The following is a 26,598-nucleotide window of genomic DNA, read 5'->3' as shown; positions in this document are numbered from 1 at the left end:
CACTCACAGGCACGGTGGCAGCACCAGTGACGGAATGGTCAATGCGATAATCCCCGCCGCGGAAACAACGTACATGGATGAGGACATCCCGCGAATAAACGACCGGGCGGGGTCGTGTGTGCCGGTCAATGGCGCCGATCCCCCGTGAGTGCATCGGTATGACAGGTACACCAGCCCAACGGCGAGCAGCACGGCTGACGCAATCATCACCACGTTAATGGGCGTACCGGCTCCCTGTTCGGGGTCGGGAGGAGCAAATTCACAGGCCACCGATAAACCACCGTACAGCAGGACAAACCAGGCAGACCAGATGACCGGCCCGAGCACGAGGTGAACAGGTGCCAGGCTACGCTCATTCATGCCACTGTCCAGACCAGGGGAATCAGGAAAAATGCGGCCACGGTGAGCCAGAAAACGCCGAGGGTATAGAGCCAGAATGGCCGGATAACAATCGGCTCATATGGCAAAGCCTCACCAACATACCCGAACCTCACACGAGCGGCCTGCAGGGCTGTCATGATTAACGCCAGCCCGCTATGAATGGCCAGATACAATAAGGCCACAAGAATGACGGCATCGTGGGCGAGCTCCTGGGGCTTCAGCGAGCCCATCACGATGGTCAGAACAAGAAGCACCCAGTGAACGGTCGCCAGCCCCGCCACCCACCACAGAAGGGAACCGAGGCGGTCAGCGCAACCGCCTTTCAGGCGCGACACAGCTTTCTGGTAGAGCCCTGTCGCGACAGTCAGCAGCAGTCCGCTGGCCACCAAAAGAGCAACGGAAATTGGCTGCTTGTCAGGGACGGCCCATTCGGGGGCTGCGGTCCAAAGGTAGAACCAGCCAAAAAGGAGCGACACGTACAGCGTTCCGTCAGACATCAGCACTACTACCATGCCCCAGAGCCCGGGCCCATCTGAGGTTCGGGAGTGTAGGTGAGGCTCTTCCGGACTGGCATCTCCGCCGGGAGCAACCGCAGGGTGCGCGCCGTTTTCCCAGCTCCACCTCAGAATCACCGTCAACGACATCAACGCAGCCGCCAGAGCGACGTAATAGGCTTTCAGCAACAGCCCAAGGCAAACAATCGCTAACGCCCCTGCGGTAACCATGGGCAACCAGGAATTGCTTGGAAGAGGAACAATCGCCGAGACATGACCATTGACGGCATCCGACAGGTAGATTTCCCGCCGTCCGTGGCGCGCGTCGGCCAGACCGTATTCGCCAGCGGAGATCCGGTCAGTAAGCTCCGGCGTGTGCCATAACGGATGCCGGCTTGAAACCTCCGGCATACTCAGAAAGTTGTAGGAATTCACCGGCATGGGAATCGCCCATTCCAGCGTATCCGCCCCCCAGGGGTTCCGTGTTGCACTGGCGCCGAAGCGGAAATGAAGGAAAATATCGATGATGATCACCGCCACCCCAATCGCCATGATAAAGCTGCCCAGGGACGACAGCAGATTCAGCCAGTCCCAGCCGAGCCCGGATTCATAGGTATACACCCGGCGCGGCATACCCAACAGCCCGGTCAGGTGCATCAACAGGAAGGTCAGATTGAAGCCCCCGAAGAACAACCAGAAGCCCCAGCGCCCGCGCTGATACGAGGGCATCCGGCCGGATATATGGGGTAGCCAGTAGTAGAACCCGGCCACCAACGGAAACAGCATGCCGCCGACCAGAACATAGTGCAGGTGCGCTACCACAAAGTGCGTATCGTGCACCTGCCAGTTGAACGGAACCAGAGCCAGCATGACGCCGGTCAAGCCACCACAGACGAACACCACCAGAAATCCCACGATCCACAGCATGGGCAGATCAAAAACCACCCGGCCCTGCCACAAGGTCGCCAGCCATGCGAATATCTGGATTGCCGTGGGTACCGCCACCAGCATGCTGGCCACCGAGAAGAACGCCTGGGCCAGGTGAGGAATTCCCACTGTGAACATATGGTGCACCCAGAGCCCGAAGCTCACGAAGCCCATCGTAACAATGGCCAGTACAATCCACTGATAGCCGACAAGAGGGTGGCGGGCGAATACCGGTATCAGGGTCGAGACAATCCCCGCCGCCGGCAGAAAAATAATGTAAACCTCCGGGTGCCCGAACAACCAGAACAGGTGTTGCCACAGCAGCGGATCGCCGCCTCCGGTGGTGTTGAAAAAAACCATCCCGCCGGCTCGCTCCAGCTCCAGAAGCACACTTCCCAGAATCAGAGGTGGAAACCCAAAAACGATCATCAGCGCCATCGCCAGGATATACCAGCAGAAGATCGGCATCCTGTTCAGTGACATGCCCCTGGCCCGGGTTCGGAGGATCGAAACCACCAGCTCAACACCTGCTGAAATTGCCGAGATTTCCACAAAGGTGATGCCCAGCAGCCAGAAATCGGACCCGGGACCGGGCGAATATTCGCGGCTGCTCAGGGGGGTGTACATGAACCAGCCCGAATCCGGCGCGACTTCAAGAACCAGACTGGACAGCACAATAAGGCCGCCAAACACGTAACAGTAGTAACCCAATGCGCTGAGCCTGGGGAAAACCAGATCCCGGGTGCCGATCATTTTAGGGATCAGGTACATGGCCACCCCTTCCAGTACGGGAATAGCGAAGAGAAACATCATGACCGTGCCGTGCATGGTAAATAGCTGGCTGTACAGGTCCGGCTCAACGATTGTCTGCTCGGGAAGGGCGAGTTGAGTGCGCATGAGCATCGCAAGGAGCCCGCCGACCAGGAAGAACAGCAGGCCGGTCGCCATAAATCGCAAACCAACAGACGTATGGTTCACTGCCGCCAGAGTTCCCCACCCAGGAAGGTTGCCCCATACGTCGGCCATCTGTTCTTCCCGATTTCTGCCAGACCAGGCCGACGGCTCATTCATCCCGCCCCTCCTCCCATCTCCGGAAGTCCTCGTTACTGTGGGCAATGACCGTTAACTTCATGTGGGCGTGTCCTGTGCCACAGAATTCAGCGCACTGGCCACGATAGACGCCCGGGGCGTCTGCGAGCAGCCGCAACACGTTGGTGCGCCCGGGAAACATGTCCAGCTTACGTCCGAGCCTGGGCACCCAGAAGGAATGGATAACATCGGCACTGGAAAGGTGAACATCAATCGCCGTATGAGCCGGGATGTGGATCTCATCCACCAGCCGGATATCTGAGTCCGGATAGTGAACGTCCCAGTGCCATTGGTAGGCCGTAACATTAACGCGCAGCACATCGCCCTCGCCCGGGGTCGATGGCAACATGCTGTTCCCGGCCGGAATCCCGAACGCCAGGATCACGGCCATTGAAACAATGGGTAGCACCAAACCTCCCCCCACTAACCACCGCCTTTGATGTTGCCGTTCCCGATGCGCGGTCGTTCCCTCCGGGGATCTCATTATCGCGTATATCCATGATCCGACGAGGCAAATAAGCACCGCTGCGAACCAGAAGAACATGCCCCACCAGAGCGCGGCAATGCGCCCTGCATTTGTTGACGCCGGGGCCAGAATCGAAAAATCCTGATTACAGGCCGTCAACATCAAAAAGATGCCAGGTAACGCTGCCGCTGCTAGGCTTCTACAGGCGGAGGTCATCCTCCTTTGACCCTTCCACAGTCTGAGCACAGAGTCGCTATGGAAAAGGAACATCTCGTCAGCACCGTGTCGATTCTGGGCCATCCCATTCATCCGATGTTGATCCACTTCCCGGTTGCCGCGCTGATCGGTCTTATTGCGACTGACCTCGCCTACATGTATACACAGGACTTTTTTTGGGCGCGAGCCAGCCTTTGGCTTGCCGGTGTAGGGATGGTCGGCGGTTGGCTGTCCGGCGCGGTGGGCCTTGTAGACCTGCTGTCGGTGGCGCAAATCCGACGGCTGGTCATTGCCTGGTCCCACGCACTGCTCGCTGTCATGCTGCTGTCGCTTGCGACCCTTAACTGGCTTCTCCGGGCGGAAGGATCCGCGGACCTCGTGATTATTCCCTGGGGGCTCTACCTGTCTTTGCTGACGGGATTGTTGATCGGCTTCACGAGCATGCTGGGAGGAGAATTGATCTTTGACCACGCCGTGGGTGTATCGCCGGAGAAAATGGCCGAGCGCCGGGAAAAAAGCTGAAAGCTGACCTCTCCAGAGCACTGGCAAGCCCCACATCAGCCCAGGTCTGGCTTGGCCAACACTAACCAGAGTACGGCGGTTGCCAATGAACAGGTGGTCCCTGTTGACAACAAACACCATGATCGCAGAAACCGTTCATTCCCAGTTTCTGCGCGCATCACCAGCAGCCCCACCACGATATGGTTCACGACAAGCAAAACCACCAATGTCATTTTGACGATCAGCCATGGTTGAATAATCTGATAAGCGACAAAAACAAGAGTGCCGGCGATGATAGCCAACAGGGCTATTGGCGTTGCGACATGGGTAAAAAGCATGCGGGTGACTGCCGGCTCCGGGAAATCCGAGGCAAGCGAGGTCCGCTCTGTGTCAGGCGAAAAAGAAACCAGCGCGGGCAGATACAGCAGAAAGCCTACCCAGAACACAAGAGTCGATATGTGCAGCATGAGTAGCCAATTCACTTCTTCACGCCCCGACGAATCGAAGGCCCGAGCTCTTCACCGACGCTAAGTTTTTTCAACCACGACCCGAACACCACGACCAACAGGATTGCAGAGAGGAAGATACTGGCTGGTACGTGGTAAGGCAGCCATCCACTGACGCGACTGAACCCGAGTTGCGAAGAGGCAACCCAAACCAACACAGTCAGAACTGACAGCCCGAAAAGCGCAGGGTTTGAGAGCGACGCTATTCTCCGAGTTACTGCGCGCATGCGAGAAGGCTCACCAGAAGTGGGCTTGAAGTCTAGGTGCATAATCCTTTACTCCCGCTTCCGTGCAATTATTAATTGATGTTAAATCATGTGATCCTTTATGGGCGTTAACATAAGTTATATCCGACTCAAGGTCTCACGGTGCAAGGACAGCCATTTCATGAAGCTTTCTGAACCCTATTGTCCAGTACGCATGCTGTTGCCCTGGCTGGCGGGGATGGTTGCCCTTTTGGCCCTGGCGATGCCCGTCTATGCCGAACAAAGCCGCGATAGCAGTAAAGGCGATCAACCCGAAGAGGTCAGTGAGCAGAATGGCCAAGGGCAAGACGCAGAATCAGAGGATGAAGCCGAAACGCCCGAAGAATCCAGGCCCGCCGTCAAACCCGAGCTGGAAGCCGAGGCCGAGGGCCCGCCCGAGATCGAGCTTCCGGATGCGGAAACCGCAGATATCCGCCAGCAGATTGATACCCTGCAAACGTCGCTCAACCAGCGCCGGGTAGCCGTAGATTCCACACAGAATCGCCTTAACTACGCCGAATCACTGCTCAGCCGCCTGAAAGACGAATACAACAGCTTCGAGTTGCGACTGGAAAAGGCCGGGCTGAACCTGACAGGCGAGTATGCCAGCTTGCTGCAGCAAAGGCTGGAGCGGCTGCGACGCCAGGGCATTGCCATCGACCTGATCAGGGGCATCGAGGATCAGCTCACCACCGCGCGGGAGGAACAGCTGAGACTGGAAGAGTTTGAAGCGGTGATCGATCCCGGCGACGATGCCCGCGATCAGTTGCGACAGCAGCGCGCAGAGCTGATCCGCGCCCTCCACAAGGCCGTGACGGAGCACATCCAGGTTCTTAACGAATACTACAGTACCGTCTCCGCGCTCCAGGATCGGGTGATCGCCTACCAGACGTTGTTGCAGCAGCGTCTGTTCTGGCTGCCGAGCGCGCCGTCGGTGGGTGTCGGTACCCTTGCGGAACTGTTCAAGGCGGTGGCCTGGTTTGCCTCGCAGCTGAGGCTTGATCCGTTGCGCGAAGCCATCACCGAATCCGTCAGCGAGCGGGGTGGCCGCATTGCCTTCCTGATCACCGTGCTGGCGTTACTGGTCATCAAACGGCGCCGCATCAAGACCAACCTTGCTGCCAATAACCGGTATGTCGGCAACGTCGGCCGCGATCGCATTGCCTACACACTGTTTGCCTTTGCCAACAGCCTGATGCTGGCGCTGCCCGGCGTGCTGATTTTCGCGGTTGCCGCCCTCCTGCTGATGGAGGGAAACGATTTCTACGCAGCCCTTTCCAAGGGCTTTACGGCGGCCGCCCTGGTCACCCTGTTGCTTGCCTTTATTCTCAAGGTCGCCCGCCGCGAGGGGCTGGGCGAGACCCATTTCCATTGGCACATCGATTCACTGCGGGCGATCCGACGGGAACTGCCGATTCTGCTGGCGGTGATCATCCCGATCACGGTGATAACGCCGATCACTGAAACCCCGGAAGGGTCCGAATTTGACGACAGCCTCGGGCGCTTGCTGTTTATTATCGTTTCCGTGTCGCTGGCCACCTTCGCCCAGCGCATCATGAGCGCGGTGCGGTCAGACCGCCCTAACAGCAAGTTCCTGCAGATCCTCCATGTTCTGGCCGTCGCCTCACCGCTGGTACTGGCCGGTGCGTCCCTGCTGGGCTACCACTACACCGCCGTGGAGCTGGAACGCAACCTGTTTATCAGTATCTGCTGGGTGGCATTCAATGCCATGCTCTTTTATCTCGGCCTGAGGGCGCTGGCCGTGCGGGAGCGCAGGCTGACACTGGAGCGCCTGAGGGAACACCGGGCTGCCGAGCGCAAGATGGCCGAAGCCAGAGAGGCCGCCGAATCATCCGGCGAGGGCGTACCCCAGTCGCTGGACATGCCGGAGATGGACCTCAAGGACATTAATCAGCAAAGTACGTCCCTGTTGCGGATTCTGGTCTCGGTGATCGCCATAACCGGCCTGTGGCTGCTCTGGGCGAACCTGATTCCGGCCCTGCAACTGTTCGACAACATCACCCTCTGGACCATCAGCACCAGCCTTGAAGGGGGCGATCCCCTGCCCATCACCCTCGGTGATCTGTTGCTTGCCCTGCTGGTGGGCGTTGGCACCGTAATGGCCGTGCGAAACCTGCCCGGAACGCTGGAAGTCATGGTGCTGAGCCGCATGAAGCTTGAGCCTGGCGCCGGCTATGCCATCACCACCCTGACCACTTACATCCTGGTGCTCGTCGGCGTGGTGGTTTTTCTCGGGGTCATCGGCGTGCAGTGGTCGAAACTGCAGTGGCTGGTGGCGGCCCTGGGTGTGGGCCTGGGCTTTGGTCTGCAGGAAATCGTTGCCAATTTTGTATCCGGCATCATCCTGTTGTTTGAACGGCCGATCCGCGTCGGTGATACGGTCACCATTGGCGGCATCACCGGTACGGTTTCCCGGATCCGCATTCGCGCCACCACCTTGGTGGACTGGGATCGCAAGGAACAGATCATTCCCAACAAAACCTTCGTGACCCAGGATCTCACCAACTGGACCCTCTCCGATCCCATTACCCGGGTCATCCTGCATGTGGGTGTCGCCTATGGCTCCGATGTGGATCAGGTGCAGGAGATCCTTCAGGAGGTGGCCCACAGCAACGAACGGGTTGTCGACGATCCCGCCCCTGCGGTGTTCTGCGTCGGCCTGGGCGACAGCCGGATCGATTTCGAGTTACGCCTGTTTGTGAACGACCTGCTGGACATCATGCCGCTGTCTCATGAGATCCACGCTGCCGTCACCCTCGCGCTGCGTGAGGCGGGCATTGAAATTCCTTTCCCTCAGCGGGACATTCACGTGCGCACCCAGACCCCGATCACCCCAGAACAATGAGGTGATTGGGCAGCTCATTCTTTTCGCGGGTCGCCGGTACGTGACTCTTCAGATGGCCGCCACAACTGCCAATGCAATCGAGGAACCCCTCCAGGGTGCGACCCTGCCGTACTTTGGCGGTAAAATCGCTGACAATACCTTCCCAGACCCTGTTTTCGATTTTCTCCGAGATGCCCTGATCCACCAGTATCTCCACGTAATGCTCGGCTTCCGAGACAAAAATCAGTACCCCGGTACCACCGTCGGTATGATGCAGATTCTGCTCGAGAAACTGGCGCCGGGCCATATTCGACGCCCGCCAGAAACGCACTCGCCGGGGCACCAGCCAGTGGCTGGCACCGGATACCCGAAATAACAGGCACAGCGTAATGAACAGGCCCCACTGAGCCGCCAGCAAGCCGTTCACGCCCAGCCAGCCGCCGAAAAAATTCAGCGCCCCCGGCACCAGCAACGCCAGAATACCGGCCCACAGCAGGGGAATGTAGGTGTAATCATCGGAACTGGCCGCCAACACAGTGACCAGCTCGGCGTCTGTCTGCTGCTCCAGCTCGGCGATCGCTGCTGCCACCTGCTGTTGTTCGTTATCGGTTAATAATGTCATGGTTGATTTGGTCTCTTATGTTCCAGGGAACCCGTAATGCCCGGGGCGTCTGCACGTTGGCTCACCAGCCACCTGAAGCGCCGCCTCCGCCGAAGCCGCCGCCTCCGCCGCCAAAGCCGCCACCGCCAAAACCGCCGCCGCGGCCACCCATCATGGCGCCAGCGGCAAGGCCGCCGAGCAGCGCGGTGCGACCACGGCCACCCCGCATACCTCCGAAGAATGAAAGCATCACGATAATCAGGAACAGAATGCCCAGTGCCGGATGGGGCTTTTCTTCGCCGCGGCGCGAGCGGGTCTCCGGCACTGCCAGAGGCTGGCCGCCAAGCACCTGAAGCATCGCTTCGGCACCATTGACGATACCCGAGGGCATGTCCCCTGCCCTGAAGGCCGGCGTAATAACCTGGTTGATGATGGTGGCGGAAGCGGCGTCGGTCAGTCGGCCTTCCAGTCCGTAGCCCACTTCAATGCGGATTCTGCGCTCTTCCTCAGCCACAATCAGCAGCGCGCCATTGTCCTCGCCTTTTTGCCCGATGCCCCAATGGCGACCGAGCTGGTAGCCATATTCCTCGATCGGGTAGCCCTGCAGGTTAGGCAGGGTCACCACCACCACCTGCTCATTCGTTGCCTGCTCATGGGCTTCCAACAAGCCTGCCAGCCTTGCTTCTGCCTTACCGGGCAACATATCGGCATTGTCGACCACACGCCCGGTCAACTCCGGAAACTCGGGGCCGGACTGCGCCAGGGCCTGCGACGCCGTCAACACCGCCAGCAATACGAGCCCCGATAAACGATAACGGCCTGAAACCATCAGAATTCCACCTGAGGCGCTTGCTCAGCGTCCGGTGCCGTTGCCTCAAAGTTCGCTCGCACCTCCAGATCGCTGTAGAGGAAGCTGTGCCAGAGCCGGCCGGGGAAGGTGCGAATCTCGGTGTTGTAGCGTTCCACTGCCTGGATAAAGTCCCGCCGGGCCACCGCAATACGGTTTTCCGTACCTTCCAGCTGGGATTGCAGGGCAAGAAAATTCTGGCTGGATTTCAGATCCGGATAACGCTCAGACACCGCCATCAGACGACTGAGAGCGCTGCTCAGTTCGCCCTGGGCCTGCTGGAACTGCTGCAGGCGTTGGGGGTCATTGAGGATGCTTTCGTCCACCTGAATCGAGGTGGCCCGGGAGCGGGCTTCCATGACTGCGGTCAGCGTCTCGCGCTCCTGAGTGGCAAACCCTTTGACCGTTTCCACCAGGTTGGGCACAAGATCGGCCCGCCGCTGGTACTGGTTTTCCACCTGCGCCCAGGCGGCTTTAACCTGTTCGTCGTAGGTCGGAATGTTGTTGATTCCGCATCCGGTCAGTAAAAGGGCCAGTAATGTGAGAAGCGAGAGCCGCAAACCGGTGCGGCGCATCGGCAAAGCAGAATTGTTCACCATGGTGTGTCCGTTCCTTGAGTATGTGTGGGCCAGCCTGGGAAACCACAGGAGGTTAACGCCGAAACGTTAACACAATTGCTGCGTTTATGGGGTCGACAGGCTCTTTTGCAAGGCGTAGCATAACGAATACTGTATATTTGAACAGTATCGAGAGAGCCCATGAAAACCCGCGGCACAGCACTGAATCCCCACAACCGGTTCCGCACCATTGTCACGGATCGGGAAGCAGACGACTGGTATTGCGATCCCGATGATGAACTGAACCCCGATTCCCTGGCCACCGAAGTCACCGATGAGCAGGTCCGTACCATCATCAGCCGCAACAGCTCTCCGGACGTGCCTTTTGACCGGTCCATCAACCCTTACCGGGGGTGCGAGCACGCGTGTATTTACTGTTTTGCGCGACCAACCCACGCCTATTGGGATATGTCCCCCGGACTGGACTTTGAAACCCGGCTGATCGCCAAACCGGGGGCCGCCGCGCAATTGCGCAAGGAGCTGGATCGACCGGGCTACCGGCCACAGCCTATCGCTTTGGGGGTGAATACCGATGCCTATCAGCCCATCGAGAAACACCGGCGCATTACCCGGGAATTGCTTGAAGTCCTGAGGGATTATCAGCATCCGGTGTCCATCATCACCAAGGGCGCACTGATACTGCGGGACCTGGACCTGCTTTCGGATCTGGCGGCACAGGGGCTCTGCTCGGTCAGGGTCAGCCTGACCACCCTCGACAACAGACTGAAGCGAACCATGGAACCTCGAACCGCGGCTCCGGCAACTCGTCTGAGGATGATTCGTGAGCTAGCGGGGGCCGGCATTCCCACCGGCATCATCCTTGGGCCAGTAATCCCCTTCATCAACGACCAGGAACTCGAGAGCATTCTGGACGCGGCCGCCAACGCCGGCGCTGAGCGGGCCAGCTGGATCATGCTGAGACTGCCGCTGGAACTGGACGAACTGTTCCAGGACTGGCTCGAAAGGCATTTCCCCCAGCGCGCCACCCATGTGCTGAACCGGATCCGGGACCTACGAGGTGGCAAAGCCTATGACAGCCGTTTCGGCGAACGCATGACCGGTACCGGCCCCTACGCCGACCTTATTCGTCAGCGTTTCAACCGCAAAGCGCGGGCTCTGGGACTTGGCCGGCATGAGGCAGAACCCCTGCGCACCGATCTGTTTCGACGCCCCTCTGGCGAACAGATGAACCTTCTCTGACATTGCCAGTCATAACCGCCAGCGGCGATAGTAAACCCCACAGCAAGATGACCAAGGTGAACCGGCGTGCAGCAACTCCTGATGCTTTTCGTATGCCTGCTGATGCTCGGCTGCCAGTCATTACCGTCCGCACAGGAAGGGCGCGCCCGGGACGTGGTGTTTGTACAAGGGGAAACCTGCCTGAGCGACTATGCTGAGGACCTGAAGCGGGTTCATTACGGCCCCTGCCTGCGGGTTGTATCGATCGACGACCGGACGCCAGCGGTGCGTGGGGACGGTTTCGTCGAGGTGCCGGCGGGTGAACGGGTGACGCTGGGAGTGCAGTGCGTCTACCGCCACCAGGACGGAACCCTGCAACAGGACACCCCTCACAGCAACACTCTGATCGTGGAGGAAGATCAGTTCAGCGCGGCGGGCGAGCGCTGGTACCTCAACATCCGCGACAACATCCTGCGCGCCAGCGGATGCCGCCCGACCCTGTCGCGCTCGTCACGACCGCCTGACTGACCGCCCGCCCCGGCGAGCCGACGCCCATTGCCATCCGTCCATCCGGCTCCCCGGGGGCTTCCAAGGGGCCGGCGCTTCAACTATGTTAATGGAAGAGCAGTAGCGTTAATGCAAGAGCAATAGCGGCAACACAGGCCCTTCACTTCATTTGCAGGAGGCAGCTCTTATGGCAACCCCGAAAACCCGCATTGTCGTAGCCGACGCCAGCAAAGCCCGTTACTTTGATCTCGATCCCACAGACCGATCGCTCACCGAACTGGACGCCGACATCAACCCCGAGGGCCGCATGCACCGCGGCGACCTGACCCGGGATGATCGCGGAGAGCATCAGTCCTCCGATGGCATGGCGCAAGGCACCATGGAACCGTCAACAGACCCGGAAGATGTCCAGCTCGAGCGCTTCAGCAAAGCCATTGTCAAACGTCTCGAGGCCGCCCGTACCGGCGGTGAGATTGAAACCGTGTGGCTTGCGGCGCCCCCACGTTTGCTGGGCCGGCTGCGTGAAGATATGAAGCCGCCTCTACGCTCGGTCATCAGCAAGGAAATCGATAAAGACCTGACCAGCCTCTCTCCGGACGAACTCTACGGCCGCATGGCCGACCGGCTGACGTAATACAACGGCCAACTGGCGGACTTCAGCGGAGCTTACCGCGGCATGACCCGCAAGATGCGGCCCCGGGGGCTGTCTGTCAGCAGATAGATAGCCCCCTCGGGGCCGGTGACCACATCGCGGATACGCTCGTCAAGTTCGGTGAACAACGTCTGCATATCCACCGCGCCGTCGTCCGCCAGCACCACCCTGTGGACACTTTTCGACGCCAGTGCACCCACCAGCAGGTCGCCCCGCCATGCCGGAAACAGGTCTCCTGAGTACAACGCCAGCCCCGAGGGGGCAATGGAGGGCGTCCAGTGCAGTGCTGGCGAGGCCATGCCGATATACTCGGTGTAGGGTGATACCCGTGCACCGGTGTAATCGAGCCCCTGGGTGACCACGGGCCAGCCATAATTCCTGCCCGGCTCGATGATATTGATTTCATCACCGCCCCTGGGGCCGTGCTCATGGGCAATCAGCCGCCCGTGTTCCCGGTCGAACACCAGCCCCTGCACGTTGCGATGACCGTAACTGTATATCTCCGGCAGTGCATCGGGCCGGCCCACGAAGGGGTTGTCCTGCGGTGCCGACCCGTCGGGATTCAGACGCACCAGGGTGCCGATATGACTGCTCAGTTTCTGGGCTTCTTCCCGATAATCAAAACCGTCTCCCAGGCTCAGCGCCAGAGTGCCGTCCGGTAGCCACGTCATGCGCCCCCCGTAGTGCGCGTTGCCCTCTTTCGCCGGCTGGGCCCGGAACAGCTCCTCGACCTCCAACAGACCACCCTGCCCGAGCCGGCCCCGCGCCAGACAGGTGTGATTTGCGTCTTCCGTGCCGCAGGCATAAGCCAGGTACACCAGCCGGCTCTGCCTGAAATCCTCTGCGATAAGCACATCGAACAACCCCGCCTGCCCCGACGCATACACCTCGGGCACACCCGCCAGGGGTTCGGCGCCCAGCTCTCCACTGGCGCTGATCAGTCGCAGGCGGCCCGACCGCTCAGTAACCAGGGCGCGACCGTCAGGCAGAAAAGCCAGGGACCACGGGTGTTCCAGACCCGTAGTGAACACTTCGACACGATACTCAACCGCCTGCTCCGCCAACGCCGTGTCGGGCGGAAGCATGCCGCCACACAGTATCATCACCGCCCCCAGGACACTGACACCGGCGTGCCCGCGCCGCGGTCTGGTCAAGGCGCCGAACAACCAGCCGGCCATTGCGGCGGTGGCCAGCAATGCCAACAAACCGGTGAGACCGCGAGTGGCGGCAATCAAGGTCGGCATCGGTGCCAGCGCATCCACCAGCTGGAACGTTACCCAGAGACCCACGGCGCCACCCAACGCAAGAAACGGTGATCGTCGGGCCAGCGCGAATCGGCGAACCAGGAAAGCGGCGACACATTGCGAGATCAGAAAGCTGGCGCCAAACACCACGCCGTAGAGGGGGGCGAAATTGGTCAGGTCCTCAACGCTGGTTGTCAGCCGGGCGCCAAGACTGATGTCGATGCCAAGGCGTTGCAACGCCAGCAGATTGAACTGGGTTTGCACCAGGCTACCGGCAGCAACACCAAATGCCAGAGCCAGCAGAAAGCCTACCGTGATTCGCCGCCAGCCCACATGGTTCTCCATTTGCCCTTTTCTCCCTGCTGCCATTGTCGAGTGCATTAATAATCGGCCCGGGAGCGCCGGCCGGCCAGCGCAAGCAATACCGTCAGCATCCCCCGGAGTGCCATGATCGCCGGCACCAGCAACCAGCTTGCGATCCAGAGTAACGGTGCCAGAATCAGCGACCAGCCGACAACCTGGACAACCCAGGGCGTAAGCCCCAGGATGTCCGCGATTCCCGCAAACACATCGGTAATGATAGCCGGATGTCGGATCACCAGATAACCCGCGCCAATAACAAGTGGCCATTTGGCATATCTGGCACTGCCCAGAATCAACCTGCCGCCCCCGGCCAGCCTGGCCGCCAGGGTGGCAGAGCGGGTCGACAGGCTGGCGCTGCGGGTGGCGACGGCGGCCGTTCGGCCGGCCCTGAGCACTTTCACCGCACTGGCAAAAACGAGAACGTCCACGGAGGCCCAGCCAATGTCGCTGGCGGTAACCCCCTCACCGGTCCGGTAACTGGTTTCCAGCTGTCGCACACCGCCGGTAAAGAAAGCTGTCAGCTCTTCCAGTACACGCTCCGTCTGCACCCACTGGCTTTTCCCCTGACTGTCCACCACAAACTGGCCGAGAAAATCGTGGCCTTCGGCGCTGATAAAATTCACCGCATACCAGCCCCGCTCCTGGGGGGTTAACGCCGCACCAGTCGCTGCACTCTCCTGCATTAGCTGATCACTCTCACCTTCAGCATCCGAGAGGAACGCCCTGGCACGTTGATACTGATGGCGCAACTGACTCATCCACTCGATGGAATTGACCGGTTCACGCAGAAAGTAGTCGAGGGGTGGCAAGGCATGTTCGCCGTAACGACGCAGAACCTCGCGGAATTCCGGTTCCGCCGCATACAGTGGAAAAATCCGGCGTGCCATAGCAGGATAGCTCAGCATGGCCGCCTGCGCCTTCAGCAATACCAGCGGGTCATTCCCCAGATCAATGATTGCGGCCTGCATCTCCACTGGTTCGTTACGGAGGTCAGCAAAGCCCGGCAGCAGCTCGCGGGCCTGGATGGAAATCAGCCGTTCTTCCACGGCCATCGGTCGTGATGCCGCGCTGATGCCCAACGCCAAGGCCAACGCCAGGCATAAAATCATGTATGATCTACGCAAACTTCGGTCTCCGGTTGCGGTGTTACCCAGCATAGAACGAAACGCCGGTTATGTAACCGTCCGGAAAGACCGACTAGAAATTAATTAGATACTGGCGCTCGAAAGCCGCCGCGGGAATGGGTTTGCTGAAGTGATATCCCTGCAGCCCTTCACAGCCATTCTGGGCGAGGAATGCAAAAGATTCACCATTCTCGACCCCTTCGGCGATCACTCTCAGTTTCAAGCTTTCGCCCATGCGAATGACCGCTTCGACAATGGCAGCACTGTCCCTGTCAGACTGAATGTTGTGAACGAAGCTCTGGTCGATCTTGAGCTCATCAACTGGAAGATCTTTCAGATAACTGAGGGAGGAGTACCCCGTTCCGAAGTCATCAATGGCAATGCAAACACCCATATCTTTAAGCGTGCGGACCCGATCAGTTGCCCCTTCCACCTCGCTCATAATGATGGACTCCGTGAGTTCTAGTTGTAGTATATGCGGGCGCAAGTGGCAGTTATGCAGTAGGCTCTCCAATTGCTGCAGAAACTGGTCATCACGAAACTGGACTGCCGAGACATTCACCGATAGCCGCGGGATAGAATACCCTGCATCTAACCACACCCTGGCTTGCTTACAAACGTTTTCTAGCACCCAGTTCCCCAGGGAAACCATTAAATGGCCGCTTTCCTCGGCTATCGGGATAAACCTGGCCGGGGATACAAGCCCCTGTTGTGGGTGGTGCCAACGCAATAGAACTTCCGCCCCGATCATCTCAGCGGAATTCGTTTCGAGCTGCGGCTGGAAATACAGCGACAGCTGCCCCTTTGCAATCGCTGCCTTAAGATCCTGCTCCAGTGCATGGCGTTCGGCTGTTCGCTGGTTCATCTCCTGCGCAAAGAACTGGGTTCGTCCTCTTCCCAATGCCTTCGCATGGTACATCGCTGTATCCGCATGCAGTAGCAGGGTGCCTGCGTCATGCCCGTCGTCAGGAAAGATGCTTATCCCTACACTGGTTGAGATATTGACTTCTACTTCATTCAGGAGAAACGGTTCACTCAGTCGGTGTGCAATTTTTTCTGCGACCTCCCCTGCAAAGGCTGGCCGATCAAAATCAGTCAGTAGAATGGCGAACTCATCGCCACCCAGCCGGCTCACTGTATCCGTCCGCCGCACGCAGTTCTTGAGTCTGTTGGCTACCTGCTTCAAGAGGTCATCGCCAGCCCCATGACCGTGCATGTCATTGACCCTCTTGAAGAGATCCAGATCCAGGTATAGCAAAGCCAAAGTACTATGATTTCGTTGCGCGTGAGCGACTTCATGGGCCACTTGCTCATGCAACAGGGTACGGTTCGTAGCGGGAGGTGTTCAGGCTGCCTTCATATTGATCGGCGAGCTCATTCAGGATATCCGGGACGTTGTTTCGAAGTTGCTCACTTGTTAAAGCCCATGCCACGGCCAGTGTGCGACGGTTCAGGCTCTCCCACCGCTGCAAAATCGCTTCCCGCCCTCGCCTCAGGATTTCATGGAGCGGTTGCAAACCTGTCTCTCCATCATGCCCTGGTTGCATCTGAGTTCTCCCTTCCGTTCATCATTAACTACTCAGGAATAACTGCAAGATTCATGCACATGACTTTCTGCGTCTGACGACCTTTGTTCCAACACCATGATGCTTACACCCTCGGAAAAGTCCGCGATTTTTACTATAGCTTTCGTACACCTATTTACTTATTTGCGGCATCTGCGCCGGGGCAATCCGGGGTTCAGCACTAAGCCAGCCTGCCACACTTTTCAGCCCCTCGAGATCCAGAATTTCAATCCCATGGCATTGAGTTTGTGTCAGAGCCTCCTGCCGGAACTGGCGGAGAACACGGTTAACATGTACCACACTCAGACCCAGCGCATCGGCTATCAGCACCTGCGGAATGGAGACCAGGGCACTTCGACCGCTTTCGGGTTGTCCAATCTCGAAGATAGATGGGCGCGGAACGCGGGAATTGAAATTCATCGCTCGAGATGACCGGAAATGTACCTCAAGTAGGAAATGCGCCACTCGTTGCCGTGCGCAATGGCGGGAAACTCCCACAAGGCGCTCTGTCAGATTTGCCTGTTCCTGAGACATCAACTCGATAAAGAGGCGCGAAAGCGAGGGCGAACGTGAAAAGCGTTCTTTTATTTCAGCTTTGTCGTACCCGAGAATAACCGCGTCCGAAAAAGCTGTTAACCCAGAAGAGTGATAGGCACTGGATAATTCCCCGAGGGCAACCATCTCGCCCGGAAAATACAGATCGATGATCTGCCTGCTTCCGTCCTCGAGGTGGCGGTGGTTAAAACAGATACCATGCTCGACTAGCAAAAAAGAGTGGGCCGGCTCACCTTCCCGGAACACCACAGAACCTTTATCACAATGAATCCGTTGTGGTTCAATTTCACTCAGTATCAGCTGTTCCGCTTCTGACAACTCTGTTACGCATTCCACATTCCCAGCAAGTGCATTAATCAGCTCCCTGGCCATTCAGCAATCCTCATCAGCGGCTCTTAACGAAAAAGGTGTCCCGGAAGCAGCACCCAAAATGTTGCCAGAGGGAAGGAGGGCACCACACAAAGAAACGGGACCAATACCAGAATAGAGCACTGTACTGAGCAGTACCACGCTTACTTGAACAATAAGGTATGAAGGATAGTAAATCTTCGTTTTATAAACCTATCACTCTGTTTTATTTATCTTTTTTTAATATCACAAAAATAAGGGTCCGCCTGCCCTTATATTTTATAAGGCTATATATAAGTGCCGTCATTATGGGCGTATCTTTTTCGATACACATCGGTTGAATGTTTCTAGACAGAAAATATTACAAGTCACCTGTAAATATGGGCACATAGGTGCCCATGCCATTCGCGAAACGAACGTGAGGTCACGCTCTCCGATCGCAGTTTGGGAGCGAACGCTCGCCCATTTCTCCCTGCTCAGCTTCTCTCGAATCCTATTTCGGTAAAAAAACTGATGGCTCGGCCAATATTGGCGTGCTCTTCGCATTCTTCCTTTATGGGATTCAGAACCGGGATACCCGGAAGTTACGCCCAAGGTACCGAGACAAAGGAGTCAAACAATGAATGTTAAAGACGTAATGAACCCGAACGCAGAAACCGTGAGCCCGTCAACTTTGCTTAAGGATGCAGCAGCCATCATGGCTGAAGAAAACGTTGGCTTTTTGTTGATTGGAGCCAACGACGAACTCAAGGGCACGCTGACCGACCGCGACATCGCAGCGCGGGCCGTCGCCAAGGGTAAAGACATGGCCAGCACAACGGTGGACGAGGTCTTGAGCGACGACGCCTTATATTACTGCGAGGCTGATCAGGATGTGGATCAGGTAGCGCGCAATATGAGCGAACTGAAGGTGCGTCGCCTGCCCGTGGTGGGGGACAACAAACGGCTGGTTGGCGTTGTCAGCATCGGCGATATGGCGCAACACCTGAACAAGGAGACCGTCGGCGAGATCCTCAAGGGCGTCACCTCTGAAAGGCCGCGTGGCCACTGACCACTCAGAGCAGCCCCAGCTAGTTAAAAAGGAGATTCATCATGGTAGACAAAGACGTTCTTAACGCTTGCATTGCAGCCTGCAGTCGCTGCGCGGCTACGTGCGATTACTGCTCGGTCGCCTGCCTGGAAGAGGACAATGTCAAAGAGATGGTCCGCTGTATCCGGCTGGACGTTGACTGCGCCAATGTCTGTCGGCTGACCGCAGGTGCGCTGGCCCGTGAAAGCGAATGTTTGAGCACTATGGCCCGTGCCTGCGCAGAGGTTTGCCAGGCATGCGGAGACGAATGCGGCAAGCATGATCATACCCACTGTCAGGACTGCGCACGTGCGTGTAAGGAATGCGCCGAGCTATGTCGGGACATCGCCGCATAGGCGATTGAGTAAACGAAACAGTAGACGGAAGAAATGGAGATTCCTCATGAGCGAGATTTTGAACAAAGATTCGATCATCAATAAGTTATCCGACGTAGTCGAACTGGATTACGATGCTGTCGCGGCCTATCAGGAGGCCATACAGCGACTGGATAACACGACTTTCAAAAGCAGGTTGACGGAGTTCATGAAAGACCATGAACGTCATATCAGCGATCTGAGTGAGGTCATTCGCCAGGAAGGCGGCACTCCGCCAGACAGTGGAGATTTCAAGAAAATTCTCACCAAGGGCAAAGTTCAGCTCGCGGACCTGGCCGGGGATGAGGCCATCCTCAAGGCCATGAAAACTAACGAAGATCAGACCAACAGCAAGTACGAGAGTATGGTTGAGGAGGCATTTCCTGATCACATCCACACCATACTCACCAAAGGGCTTGAGGATGAGCGGCGACACCGGGCCTGGATCGTAACGACAATCGAACAGAAGACCTGACGTCTTGTTCAGACCCGTTGCGAGGGAATGGCATGCCTCCCTGTCTGATAAACACGTTCGAGCGAAGCGAGGAAGAGAACGTGAGAACTATCACCGGCGCCTACGCGATCCCAGCGGTTATCGCACTGCTCGTTACCGCTCAGTGGACGAAAGCGGACGAAACGGTTGACGTAGACATACACGAAGTCAGTGCAGAAGGGACCGGAAGTGCGATTGGTACGATCACCGTCAAAGAGCATCAATATGGCGTATTGCTCATCCCTGACCTGAAAGGACTTTCGCCAGGGTTACACGGTTTTCATCTCCATGAAAACCCGGACTGCCGTCCTGCCAGTCAGGACGGCGCTCAGGTCGCGGCAGCGGCGGCGGGCGGCCATTATGACCCCGATAAGACCGAAGCGCATCGAGGCCCGTTTGAAACCGACGGCCACCTCGGCGACCTGCCCGCACTCTTTTTTAACCAGCAGGGAGAAGCAAGTCAGCCAGAGCTAGCACCAAACCTTGAGTTTGCTGACTTTGCCGGGCGCTCTCTTGTCATTCATCACGGCGGAGACAGTTATTCAGACACCCCTGAACCTCTGGGCGGCGGCGGTGAACGCGTCGCTTGCGGTGTTGTTCAGGTGGAGTGATTTTCCACCGCCCGTTTATAGAGGAGAAACGCATGCAGCACGAGCCAATCGTCAGACATTTAAATCGCTCCGCTGTTTTATACCTCGTGCTGGCGCTAGGATCTGCTGCCACCCTCGCCTATGGCGAAAGAGAAGGGACCGGGAGCCCGGTGGCAATAACAGGCGAAACCGCTCTTCGCATCGAGATGAAAGCTGCCGGCTCCGAAGAACGTGAGGTTATCGGAGTGATTCGGGTATCCCAGCGTGCCACGGGTGTGGTTATTGAACCCGCTCTTGAAGGCCTGACCCCCGGCATGCATGGTTTGCATATCCACGAAGGTGACAGTTGCGAAGCGGGCGCGACTGAGGAGTCCGGCAGAGCTGCCGGATCTAGCGTTGAACCTGCCGAGGAAGCAGGTGAACACTGGGATCCTGGCATTAAAGGAAACCACGGAGGGCCTTGGGGTCACGGGCACCGCGGTGATTTGCCGAATGTGTTTGTGGATGACTCAGGTACAGCCGAAACCGCTCTTTATGCCCCTCGGGTCACCACCCGAGATTTCCAGAACCGGGCGCTGGTTCTTCATAGCAAGCGCGACAACTACTCAGACGAGCCCGATTCTACCGGGGGCACTGGACGTGCCATCGCTTGTGGTATCGCAGAAGACTGACGCCTATGCCAGACAAGCTGGTGAACTATCGTAAAAAGCGGAACTTTTCCCGCTCCCCCGAACCGGCCGGCCGCACCGCCGAAAACCGTGAATCCGGGCGATATGTAATGCATAAGCATGCCGCCAGTCACGACCATTTCGACCTGCGGCTGGAATGGGAAGGCGTGTTGCGCAGTTGGGCGGTACCCAAGGGCCCCAGTCTCAAACCGGGGGAAAAGCGCCTGGCCGTTGAGGTCGAGGACCACCCGCTCGATTATGGGGACTTCGAGGGTGTGATCCCCAAAGAGGAGTATGGTGGCGGAACTGTCATGGTATGGGATTGCGGCACGTGGGAACCCAGGCAGAAACCGACGCCGGACCGGATCGACTTCTGCCTGAATGGCGAGAAGCTTAAGGGGCATTGGACCCTGGTGCGAACCCACCTCAGAAAAAGTGCGGCAACAGCGAAAAAGAATAACTGGCTGCTGATCAAGCGCAGCGACCAGCACAAGCGCGGTCCCGCCCTGCCCCCTGACGATCTGAGCGTTAAATCCGGTCGTACCATGGAGCAGATTGCGGGGCAGCCCAACGCCGGCGAACGCGCAACACTACCGCAGAATCTAACCGTTCAACTTGCGACCCTGACAAGGAAGCCACCGGAAGGCGACCAATGGATTCATGAACTCAAGTTTGATGGCTATCGGCTTATCGCCAGGCTGGACAAACACTCGGTAACCCTGCTTACCCGCAATGGTAAGGACTGGACACGTCGGCTCCCTGCCATACGCACGGCGCTGGAACAACTGAATGTAGAAAACGCCGTTATCGACGGTGAACTGGTCGTGCCACGGGCCGATGGATCGACGAGTTTTCGCCGACTTCAGCAATGCCTTGGCAGTAACAAGCCGATACAGGCCAACCTTGCGTATCAGGCGTTTGATCTTCTGTTTCTGAACGATCACAGCCTTGTGGACGTACCGCTGCTTGAACGCAAGAGGATACTGAAAGAGCTTCTGCCCTCGGCAGAGGATGGCCGGGTTCGCTATTCGGATCACATTCAGGGGCACGGCGTCGGGTTCTTTGAGGAGGTATGCCAGCTTGGTCTGGAGGGCATGGTGTCGAAACGGATCGACGCGCCCTACAGGTCCGGCCGGCACAGCCATTGGCTGAAAACCAAGTGTATGCGACAGGCGGAATTTGTGATCGGTGGCTACCTTCCTTCCGACCGACGCCCGGGATTCGGCTCATTGTTGCTAGGGGCCTTCCAGGGGGAGGAACTGTTATACACAGGCCGGGTAGGCGCCGGATTCACGGGTCGCCAACTGCGGAACCTCCAGCAGCAAATGAGTAAGCTGAGAACCCCCGATAGGCCCTTCTCGGCAAAGCTACCCGACGCCCGGGACGCCTGCTGGGTTCGGCCAGAGATCGTCGTTGACGTGGAGTATTCGGAACGCACCAGCAGCGGCGTGTTGCGTCACCCCGTGTTCAGGGGTGTGAGAGAGGACAAGGCCGCAGACGAGGTCCAGATGATGGCTGACGACCACGACAAACAGCCTGACGGCAGAAACATTATCTCAAATGTGCCAATAACCCACCCTGAACGCGTGCTTTTTCCGGAAACAAACCTCACGAAGCTCGAGATAGCTCAGTATTACAGAGACGTCGCAGACTGGATGCTTCCATACCTGAGGCGGCGGCCACTGTCCCTCCTTCGGTGTCCCGGGGGGCTTTCTGGCGAATGTTTCTTTCAGAAACACCCGGATCAACATTTTGCTGTCCAGGTGCCGAGAGTAAAGGTTCCCGAAAAGCGCGGGGGCACGTCCGATTATGTGTATGTAGATTCGGTCAGTGACCTTGTATGGCTGGTACAGTTCGGCGTGCTGGAGCTTCACCCCTGGGGTTGCAGGCTTGATGACCTGGAAAGGCCTGACACCCTTGTTTTCGACCTGGACCCCGACCCGGAGCTGCCGTGGAAAGCAATAGCCGAAGTAGCCAAAGAACTGCGCGCACGACTGGACTCCCTGGGCCTGAACAGTTTCCTGCAGGCCACCGGCGGCAAAGGCTTGCACCTCGTCGTCCCGATCAGGCCCGGCCCCGGTTGGGACGAAGCCAAGGCGCTAACCAAGGTTATCTCTAAAGCCCACGCCCGTGATGAACCAAAAAAACTGACCACTAACATGGCCAAGGCGAAGCGCAAAGGCAAAGTGTTTATCGACTACCTGCGTAACGGAAGGGGCAGTACCAGCATTGCCCGCTACTCTACTCGTGCCCGCGGCAACGCGGGGATAGCTACCCCCATACGCTGGGAGGAGCTCAACAACCGCGCATCTGCTAACCGCTACACCGTGGATAATATTCGCCGCAGACTCAGCGCGCTCAAAGCGGATCCTTGGGAAGGCTATGAAGAAGCGCGCCGCACCATCACCCAGGCGGTGCTGAACCGGCTGAAAGTAGGAGAATCCACATGAAGATCAAATCCATGGGTGAATCGCCGGGCAGCGACCGTCAGTGGTGGCTGACCGGAGGCAGCGACGTTTGTGTCGCCTGCGAGGTGGCGACTCACCTGGAGGCACTGGCCTTCTGCGCCGTATGCGACCAGACCGTCTGTGCCATATGTGCCCGCTATGACGATCGCCAGGGCCCGGTTCTATGCCCTGGCTGCGCAGAAGCCTACTTTTCCGAGTGCAACGCGGGGAACCGGTGATGGCCGCCCGAGCAATCTGGAAAGGCATCCTCACGCTTGAAGCGATTGACATACCCGTCAAGCTTTATTCCGCGGTCGAAGACCGCAACGTACGTTTCCGGCTGCTGCATAGCCGGGACAGTCAGCCGGTACGTCAGGCCCTGGTGAACCCGGAATCCGGGAAAATCATTCCTTTCTCTGAAACCCGCCGTGCCTACCAGACCGATGAAGGTGCCCGGGTCATGTTCAGCAACGACGAACTTGAAACGCCCCGGCCGGAAAAATCCCGAACCATATCGCTATTGAGCTTCTTGCCGTATGAATCCATTGATCACCGCTGGTACGACCGGCCCTATTTCCTGGGTCCGGACGGCGCCGCCGAGCGTTACATGGCACTCACCGAGGCCCTGGCGAGTACAAAGCGTGAAGGATTGGTGCGGTGGGTAATGCGGAACAAGGAATATTATGGCGCCCTGAGACTGTACCAGGGCTACCCCATGCTGATGTCGCTGCGTTACCAGTCTCAGGTCGTATCGGTGGAAGAGCTCCGGGCTCCCCGGGGCAAACCTCTGGACACCCGGGAACTGAGCATGGCCCGGCAACTGATCAGCATGCTGGAAGCACACTTTGATCCCAAAGAATACCGGGATGAATACCGTGAACGAGTTCTGGAACTGATCGAGAAAAAGCAGAAAGGCAAGCGCATCAGTCGCCCCAAACCCAAACAGAGAAAAACGTCGGACGACGTGTCAACCGCTCTCGAAGCCAGCCTTAAGGGGCTGAAAAAGGAGAAAAGACATGGCTGAAGAATCCGAAAGTGCTCCTCCGCCCCGACCATTCTGGTCGGGCATTATTGCGTTTGGGCTAGTGAGCCTCCCGGTGAGCCTGTTCCCCGCGAACCGCGGGAAAAGTGTTTCACTCAGCATGGTTGACGAACAGGGCAATCCGCTACGCCGGCGCTACTACTGCGAAAAAGAAAACCGGCCGCTCGAGCAAGAGGAAATTGTACGGGGTTATCCGATAGAGAACGGCCGTTTCGTACTCGTGGAAGACGAAGAACTGGAGGCACTGGCACCTGAGAAAACCCGCGAAATCGATCTCAGGCGCTTCGTACCACAAAATGAGGTGAACCCTGTCTTCTTCGAGCGGGGTTACTTTCTCGCGCCCGACACCGCCTCCACCAAGGCGTACCGGCTGCTGGCAAGAAGCATGGAAGAAGAGCAGAGAGTGGGCATTGCGACGTTTGTCATGCGAGATAAGGAGTACATTATTGCTATCATGTCGGAGCGAGGCATCCTGCGGGCCGAAACCCTTCGGTTTTATGACGAAATCCGCACCCCCGAGCAGGTTGGGCTTCCGGAGCAGGAAAAAGCTGAAAAAAAACTCACCCGCATACTCAAACAGGCAATTCAAAAAAACTCGTCAAAGACCTTCGATCCGGGCCTGCTCGCTGATGTTCAGTCCGCCAGGGTGCTGGAAATGGTTGATGAAAAGCTTGCCACTGAATCCGATATCCTTGACGAGCCGGACGAAGCCGACGTCCAGGACGGCGAGGTGGTCGACCTCATTCAGATACTCAAGGAACGCCTGCAGGGGAAACACGTTAAGCAAGCCCGGGAGCCGCGCAATGACAACAGCGCCAGCCTCAGCCGCGACGAACTTTATGAGAAGGCCCGTCAGCTCCACATCCATGGGCGCAGCAAAATGAATAAGAACGAACTTATCTCGGCGCTGCGCAAGAATGGCGAGGAGGGGCGAAGGGCCTGATAACAGTAAGTCTACAGCCGATCCGCAGCCGTCTCCCTTCCCGCAGCGTGATAATCCCTCAAGCGGTTATAGAGCGTTTTCATGCTCACCCCCAGAATATTAGCCGCTTTCTCTTTTCGGCCTTTGCATTCCTCGAGAGTCGCAAAAATCAGCTTTCTCTCCACGTCAGCGATCGACGATCCCACACTCACTTTCAGGCATGGCCCTCTCGCCAGGTCATCTGACATCGGAGGGTTCACGATTTCGCGAGGGAGTTCCTGGCGCCCGATCGTGCGGTCCGCCATGATAAAGGCTCTCTGGATCACATTCCTGAGCTCTCTGAGATTCCCCGGCCAGAGGTATTCGTTCAGTATCGCGCATGCTTCCTCAGTGAGTCGCTTCTGGCAGCCTTCGCGTTCATTAAGCTCTGTAAGAAAACCCTCCGCCAGCGAGGTAATGTCCTCGCGCCGGTCCCGCAGCGGCGGTAATAGGATGGGAAAAACCTGCAACCGATAGAGCAGATCCGCGCGGAAGCGACCTTCCCGCACCTCCACATCAGGACAGCAGTTGGTCGCTGCCAGCACGCGGATGTCGGTTTCTAGTTCCCGGTCGCTCCCTACTCGGTTAAACCGGTGGGTTTCCAGTACGCGTAGTAGCCTCACCTGCAGCTCTATGGGCATTTCGGTAATCTCGTCAAGGAAAAGAGTGCCTCCGTTCGCGCGCTCAAAGACACCACGATGCTCTCTCACTGCCCCGGTGAAACTCCCCTTCTCATGCCCGAACAGTTCACTTTCAATGAGTTGAGGAGAGATGGCGCCACAGTTGACGGGGATAAAAGGCTTATGCCGGCGGCTACTTCGCTGGTGGATCGTTCGAGCCACTATTTCTTTCCCTGTCCCGCTTTCTCCCTGAATGAAAACCGTAGCCGAGGTAGGCGCTACCCGCTCAATCTCCCGCTCTACCTGCTGCATTCTGTTCGATGCGCTGAATCGGGAACCGAACGTTACACCGCTCATTCTGGTTTCTGCTCCGCAGCTGTTGAACTCGCTCATCTCTTCAGAGAGCGGAATGTTCAATGCACTGAATAAGCGTTTCACTGAAACCGGGCTGGCGAGATACTGGCTCGCTCCTCTGTTAAGACACTGTCGCGCCATTTTAGTGGACGTACCGGGGCCGATAACAATGACCGTTGCACCATGATTAACTGCCGCCTTTATGACTTCGAGAGGCCCGATCGCCTCTGTGTCCAGATATAACAATAGCCAAGAAGGCGAGGAATGACTGATAGTCAGCTGTGCGTCACTCGCCACTTCCGTGTACGTTATTTCAATCGGAGCAGGCGCCAATATTTCTGCCAACGAACGCCCCTCCTCGCTGTAGCTGACGATTAACAGGCGATCGCAGACGCTCTCCTCTACCGGCATAGATAACTCGGTCGAATCAGCAACTGTCATAACGAGCTCCTTGTTTAATTGCGTCATAGGATGATAACGACCCGAGACCCTGGCCCGGGACTATGCACTACCGCTTCTCAAATATAATTTCACCGTACGGGAACGCAACCATCATATTTTAATACATTACTAAAATGAGATGCGGTTTCGGAGGTAACGTCGGCAGGTAATTGATATCCCGTGCATTCGAATAAAAAACTCTCATCACACCCATTAATTACGAAAATTTATCATTAAGTGAAACTGACAATCTTTCTGCAATAACAA

At 57.6% G+C, this 26,598-nt stretch carries 25 protein-coding genes; 13 read left to right on the top strand and 12 right to left on the bottom strand.

Annotation, left to right across the window (positions count from 1 at the left end; genetic code table 11):
• Positions 1-3: 3 nt before the first annotated feature.
• Genes DYI22_RS13680 through coxB form a run of 3 tightly spaced genes read right to left on the bottom strand, consistent with a single transcriptional unit; the run spans position 4 to position 3,519 of the window.
• Positions 4-360, bottom strand: a complete 357-nt coding sequence (locus DYI22_RS13680; RefSeq protein WP_213478652.1) for a hypothetical protein — start codon at positions 358-360, stop codon at positions 4-6.
• The gene (ctaD, locus tag DYI22_RS13675; RefSeq protein ID WP_213478651.1) at positions 357-2,873 is read right to left on the bottom strand and encodes a cytochrome c oxidase subunit I; all 2,517 of its coding nucleotides are present in this window, start codon (positions 2,871-2,873) and stop codon (positions 357-359) included. Before ctaD ends, DYI22_RS13680 begins: the two co-directional genes overlap by 4 nt.
• Positions 2,866-3,519 carry a cytochrome c oxidase subunit II gene (coxB, locus tag DYI22_RS13670; RefSeq protein WP_228301043.1) on the bottom strand — a complete coding sequence of 218 codons (654 nt, stop codon included), beginning with the start codon at positions 3,517-3,519 and terminating at the stop codon, positions 2,866-2,868. The genes ctaD and coxB overlap by 8 nt, the downstream gene beginning before the upstream one ends.
• A 93-nt stretch (positions 3,520-3,612) precedes the next feature.
• On the opposite strand from coxB, the gene DYI22_RS13665 reads away from it, so the two are divergent.
• On the top strand, positions 3,613-4,095 hold the full coding sequence (locus DYI22_RS13665) for a DUF2231 domain-containing protein (RefSeq protein WP_213478649.1): 483 nt from the start codon (positions 3,613-3,615) through the stop codon (positions 4,093-4,095).
• Between the two features lie 35 nt (positions 4,096-4,130).
• On the opposite strand, the gene DYI22_RS13660 is transcribed toward DYI22_RS13665, so the two are convergent.
• A complete protein-coding gene (locus DYI22_RS13660) occupies positions 4,131-4,556 on the bottom strand; it encodes a CopD family protein (protein WP_323132919.1) in 426 nt (141 codons plus the stop codon).
• A 411-nt stretch (positions 4,557-4,967) separates the two neighbouring features.
• Between DYI22_RS13660 and DYI22_RS13655 the strand changes: the two genes are divergently transcribed.
• Complete coding sequence (locus tag DYI22_RS13655) at positions 4,968-7,691, top strand: mechanosensitive ion channel domain-containing protein (RefSeq protein WP_228301036.1); 2,724 nt, start codon at positions 4,968-4,970, stop codon at positions 7,689-7,691.
• On the opposite strand, the gene DYI22_RS13650 is transcribed toward DYI22_RS13655, so the two are convergent.
• The 3 genes from DYI22_RS13650 to DYI22_RS13640 form a co-directional block, all read right to left on the bottom strand.
• A complete protein-coding gene (locus tag DYI22_RS13650) occupies positions 7,675-8,292 on the bottom strand; it encodes a TPM domain-containing protein (RefSeq protein WP_213478647.1) in 618 nt (205 codons plus the stop codon). The two genes, DYI22_RS13655 and DYI22_RS13650, sit on opposite strands and share 17 nt — an antisense overlap.
• A gap of 61 nt (positions 8,293-8,353) precedes the next feature.
• Positions 8,354-9,100 (bottom strand): TPM domain-containing protein, encoded by a 747-nt coding sequence (locus DYI22_RS13645; RefSeq protein WP_213478646.1) that lies wholly within the window; start codon positions 9,098-9,100, stop codon positions 8,354-8,356.
• Positions 9,100-9,693, bottom strand: coding sequence for a LemA family protein (locus tag DYI22_RS13640; protein WP_228301042.1), 594 nt, complete (start codon positions 9,691-9,693; stop codon positions 9,100-9,102). Before DYI22_RS13640 ends, DYI22_RS13645 begins: the two co-directional genes overlap by 1 nt.
• Positions 9,694-9,876: 183 nt before the next feature.
• Between DYI22_RS13640 and DYI22_RS13635 the strand changes: the two genes are divergently transcribed.
• The 3 genes from DYI22_RS13635 to DYI22_RS13625 all read left to right on the top strand — a co-directional run bounded on the left by DYI22_RS13635 (position 9,877) and on the right by DYI22_RS13625 (position 12,055).
• Positions 9,877-10,935, top strand: a complete 1,059-nt coding sequence (locus DYI22_RS13635; protein WP_213478644.1) for a PA0069 family radical SAM protein — start codon at positions 9,877-9,879, stop codon at positions 10,933-10,935.
• Positions 10,936-11,001: 66 nt separating this feature from the next.
• Positions 11,002-11,442 (top strand): hypothetical protein, encoded by a 441-nt coding sequence (locus DYI22_RS13630; RefSeq protein ID WP_323132918.1) that lies wholly within the window; start codon positions 11,002-11,004, stop codon positions 11,440-11,442.
• 166 nt (positions 11,443-11,608) lie between these two features.
• Entirely contained in the window at positions 11,609-12,055 is a 447-nt protein-coding gene (locus DYI22_RS13625) for a host attachment protein (RefSeq protein WP_213478643.1), read from the top strand.
• Positions 12,056-12,087: 32 nt separating this feature from the next.
• On the opposite strand, the gene DYI22_RS13620 is transcribed toward DYI22_RS13625, so the two are convergent.
• The 4 genes from DYI22_RS13620 to DYI22_RS13605 all read right to left on the bottom strand — a co-directional run bounded on the left by DYI22_RS13620 (position 12,088) and on the right by DYI22_RS13605 (position 17,296).
• A complete protein-coding gene (locus tag DYI22_RS13620) occupies positions 12,088-13,662 on the bottom strand; it encodes a PQQ-dependent sugar dehydrogenase (RefSeq protein WP_213478642.1) in 1,575 nt (524 codons plus the stop codon).
• A gap of 35 nt (positions 13,663-13,697) precedes the next feature.
• The gene (locus DYI22_RS13615; RefSeq protein WP_228301035.1) at positions 13,698-14,804 is read right to left on the bottom strand and encodes a hypothetical protein; all 1,107 of its coding nucleotides are present in this window, start codon (positions 14,802-14,804) and stop codon (positions 13,698-13,700) included.
• 73 nt (positions 14,805-14,877) lie between these two features.
• Positions 14,878-16,122, bottom strand: coding sequence for a putative bifunctional diguanylate cyclase/phosphodiesterase (locus tag DYI22_RS13610; RefSeq protein ID WP_228301034.1), 1,245 nt, complete (start codon positions 16,120-16,122; stop codon positions 14,878-14,880).
• A gap of 379 nt (positions 16,123-16,501) precedes the next feature.
• Positions 16,502-17,296, bottom strand: a complete 795-nt coding sequence (locus tag DYI22_RS13605) for a Crp/Fnr family transcriptional regulator (protein ID WP_213478640.1) — start codon at positions 17,294-17,296, stop codon at positions 16,502-16,504.
• 595 nt (positions 17,297-17,891) lie between these two features.
• On the opposite strand from DYI22_RS13605, the gene DYI22_RS13600 reads away from it, so the two are divergent.
• The 8 genes from DYI22_RS13600 to DYI22_RS13560 all read left to right on the top strand — a co-directional run bounded on the left by DYI22_RS13600 (position 17,892) and on the right by DYI22_RS13560 (position 24,898).
• Positions 17,892-18,323: a CBS domain-containing protein gene (locus DYI22_RS13600; protein ID WP_213478639.1), complete on the top strand. Its 432-nt coding sequence runs from the start codon at positions 17,892-17,894 to the stop codon at positions 18,321-18,323.
• 420 nt (positions 18,324-18,743) lie between these two features.
• The gene (locus DYI22_RS13590; RefSeq protein ID WP_213478637.1) at positions 18,744-19,190 is read left to right on the top strand and encodes a DUF892 family protein; all 447 of its coding nucleotides are present in this window, start codon (positions 18,744-18,746) and stop codon (positions 19,188-19,190) included.
• 80 nt (positions 19,191-19,270) lie between these two features.
• Positions 19,271-19,819, top strand: a complete 549-nt coding sequence (sodC, locus tag DYI22_RS13585; RefSeq protein WP_323132917.1) for a superoxide dismutase [Cu-Zn] SodC — start codon at positions 19,271-19,273, stop codon at positions 19,817-19,819.
• Positions 19,820-19,851: 32 nt separating this feature from the next.
• Positions 19,852-20,469 carry a superoxide dismutase family protein gene (locus DYI22_RS13580; RefSeq protein WP_213478635.1) on the top strand — a complete coding sequence of 206 codons (618 nt, stop codon included), beginning with the start codon at positions 19,852-19,854 and terminating at the stop codon, positions 20,467-20,469.
• Positions 20,470-20,474: 5 nt separating this feature from the next.
• Positions 20,475-22,916, top strand: coding sequence for a DNA ligase D (ligD, locus tag DYI22_RS13575; RefSeq protein WP_213478634.1), 2,442 nt, complete (start codon positions 20,475-20,477; stop codon positions 22,914-22,916).
• Entirely contained in the window at positions 22,913-23,152 is a 240-nt protein-coding gene (locus DYI22_RS13570; protein WP_213478633.1) for a hypothetical protein, read from the top strand. Before ligD ends, DYI22_RS13570 begins: the two co-directional genes overlap by 4 nt.
• Complete coding sequence (locus DYI22_RS13565; protein WP_213478632.1) at positions 23,152-23,937, top strand: Ku protein; 786 nt, start codon at positions 23,152-23,154, stop codon at positions 23,935-23,937. Before DYI22_RS13570 ends, DYI22_RS13565 begins: the two co-directional genes overlap by 1 nt.
• Positions 23,930-24,898, top strand: coding sequence for a Ku protein (locus DYI22_RS13560; RefSeq protein ID WP_213478631.1), 969 nt, complete (start codon positions 23,930-23,932; stop codon positions 24,896-24,898). The genes DYI22_RS13565 and DYI22_RS13560 overlap by 8 nt, the downstream gene beginning before the upstream one ends.
• 11 nt (positions 24,899-24,909) lie before the next feature.
• On the opposite strand, the gene DYI22_RS13555 is transcribed toward DYI22_RS13560, so the two are convergent.
• Positions 24,910-26,331 (bottom strand): sigma-54 dependent transcriptional regulator, encoded by a 1,422-nt coding sequence (locus tag DYI22_RS13555; protein ID WP_213478630.1) that lies wholly within the window; start codon positions 26,329-26,331, stop codon positions 24,910-24,912.
• Positions 26,332-26,598 lie beyond the last annotated feature (267 nt).

This window comes from Marinobacter lipolyticus, from assembly GCF_018424605.1.
In the GTDB taxonomy this organism is placed as follows: domain Bacteria; phylum Pseudomonadota; class Gammaproteobacteria; order Pseudomonadales; family Oleiphilaceae; genus Marinobacter; species Marinobacter lipolyticus_B.
This window is presented reverse-complemented; position numbering and strand designations above follow the sequence as displayed.

Bases quoted from the DNA above. Each gene is read 5' to 3' on its own strand.
- DYI22_RS13680 (WP_213478652.1), bottom strand. From the start codon at position 360: ATGAATGAGCGTAGCCTGGCACCTGTTCACCTCGTGCTCGGGCCGGTC.
- ctaD (WP_213478651.1), bottom strand. From the start codon at position 2,873: ATGAATGAGCCGTCGGCCTGGTCTGGCAGAAATCGGGAAGAACAGATG.
- coxB (WP_228301043.1), bottom strand. From the start codon at position 3,519: ATGTTGACGGCCTGTAATCAGGATTTTTCGATTCTGGCCCCGGCGTCA.
- DYI22_RS13665 (WP_213478649.1), top strand. From the start codon at position 3,613: ATGGAAAAGGAACATCTCGTCAGCACCGTGTCGATTCTGGGCCATCCC.
- DYI22_RS13655 (WP_228301036.1), top strand. From the start codon at position 4,968: ATGAAGCTTTCTGAACCCTATTGTCCAGTACGCATGCTGTTGCCCTGG.
- DYI22_RS13650 (WP_213478647.1), bottom strand. From the start codon at position 8,292: ATGACATTATTAACCGATAACGAACAACAGCAGGTGGCAGCAGCGATC.
- DYI22_RS13645 (WP_213478646.1), bottom strand. From the start codon at position 9,100: ATGGTTTCAGGCCGTTATCGTTTATCGGGGCTCGTATTGCTGGCGGTG.
- DYI22_RS13640 (WP_228301042.1), bottom strand. From the start codon at position 9,693: ATGCGCCGCACCGGTTTGCGGCTCTCGCTTCTCACATTACTGGCCCTT.
- DYI22_RS13635 (WP_213478644.1), top strand. From the start codon at position 9,877: ATGAAAACCCGCGGCACAGCACTGAATCCCCACAACCGGTTCCGCACC.
- DYI22_RS13625 (WP_213478643.1), top strand. From the start codon at position 11,609: ATGGCAACCCCGAAAACCCGCATTGTCGTAGCCGACGCCAGCAAAGCC.
- DYI22_RS13620 (WP_213478642.1), bottom strand. From the start codon at position 13,662: ATGGAGAACCATGTGGGCTGGCGGCGAATCACGGTAGGCTTTCTGCTG.
- DYI22_RS13605 (WP_213478640.1), bottom strand. From the start codon at position 17,296: ATGGCCAGGGAGCTGATTAATGCACTTGCTGGGAATGTGGAATGCGTA.
- DYI22_RS13600 (WP_213478639.1), top strand. From the start codon at position 17,892: ATGAATGTTAAAGACGTAATGAACCCGAACGCAGAAACCGTGAGCCCG.
- DYI22_RS13590 (WP_213478637.1), top strand. From the start codon at position 18,744: ATGAGCGAGATTTTGAACAAAGATTCGATCATCAATAAGTTATCCGAC.
- DYI22_RS13580 (WP_213478635.1), top strand. From the start codon at position 19,852: ATGCAGCACGAGCCAATCGTCAGACATTTAAATCGCTCCGCTGTTTTA.
- ligD (WP_213478634.1), top strand. From the start codon at position 20,475: ATGCCAGACAAGCTGGTGAACTATCGTAAAAAGCGGAACTTTTCCCGC.
- DYI22_RS13570 (WP_213478633.1), top strand. From the start codon at position 22,913: ATGAAGATCAAATCCATGGGTGAATCGCCGGGCAGCGACCGTCAGTGG.
- DYI22_RS13565 (WP_213478632.1), top strand. From the start codon at position 23,152: ATGGCCGCCCGAGCAATCTGGAAAGGCATCCTCACGCTTGAAGCGATT.
- DYI22_RS13560 (WP_213478631.1), top strand. From the start codon at position 23,930: ATGGCTGAAGAATCCGAAAGTGCTCCTCCGCCCCGACCATTCTGGTCG.
- DYI22_RS13555 (WP_213478630.1), bottom strand. From the start codon at position 26,331: ATGACAGTTGCTGATTCGACCGAGTTATCTATGCCGGTAGAGGAGAGC.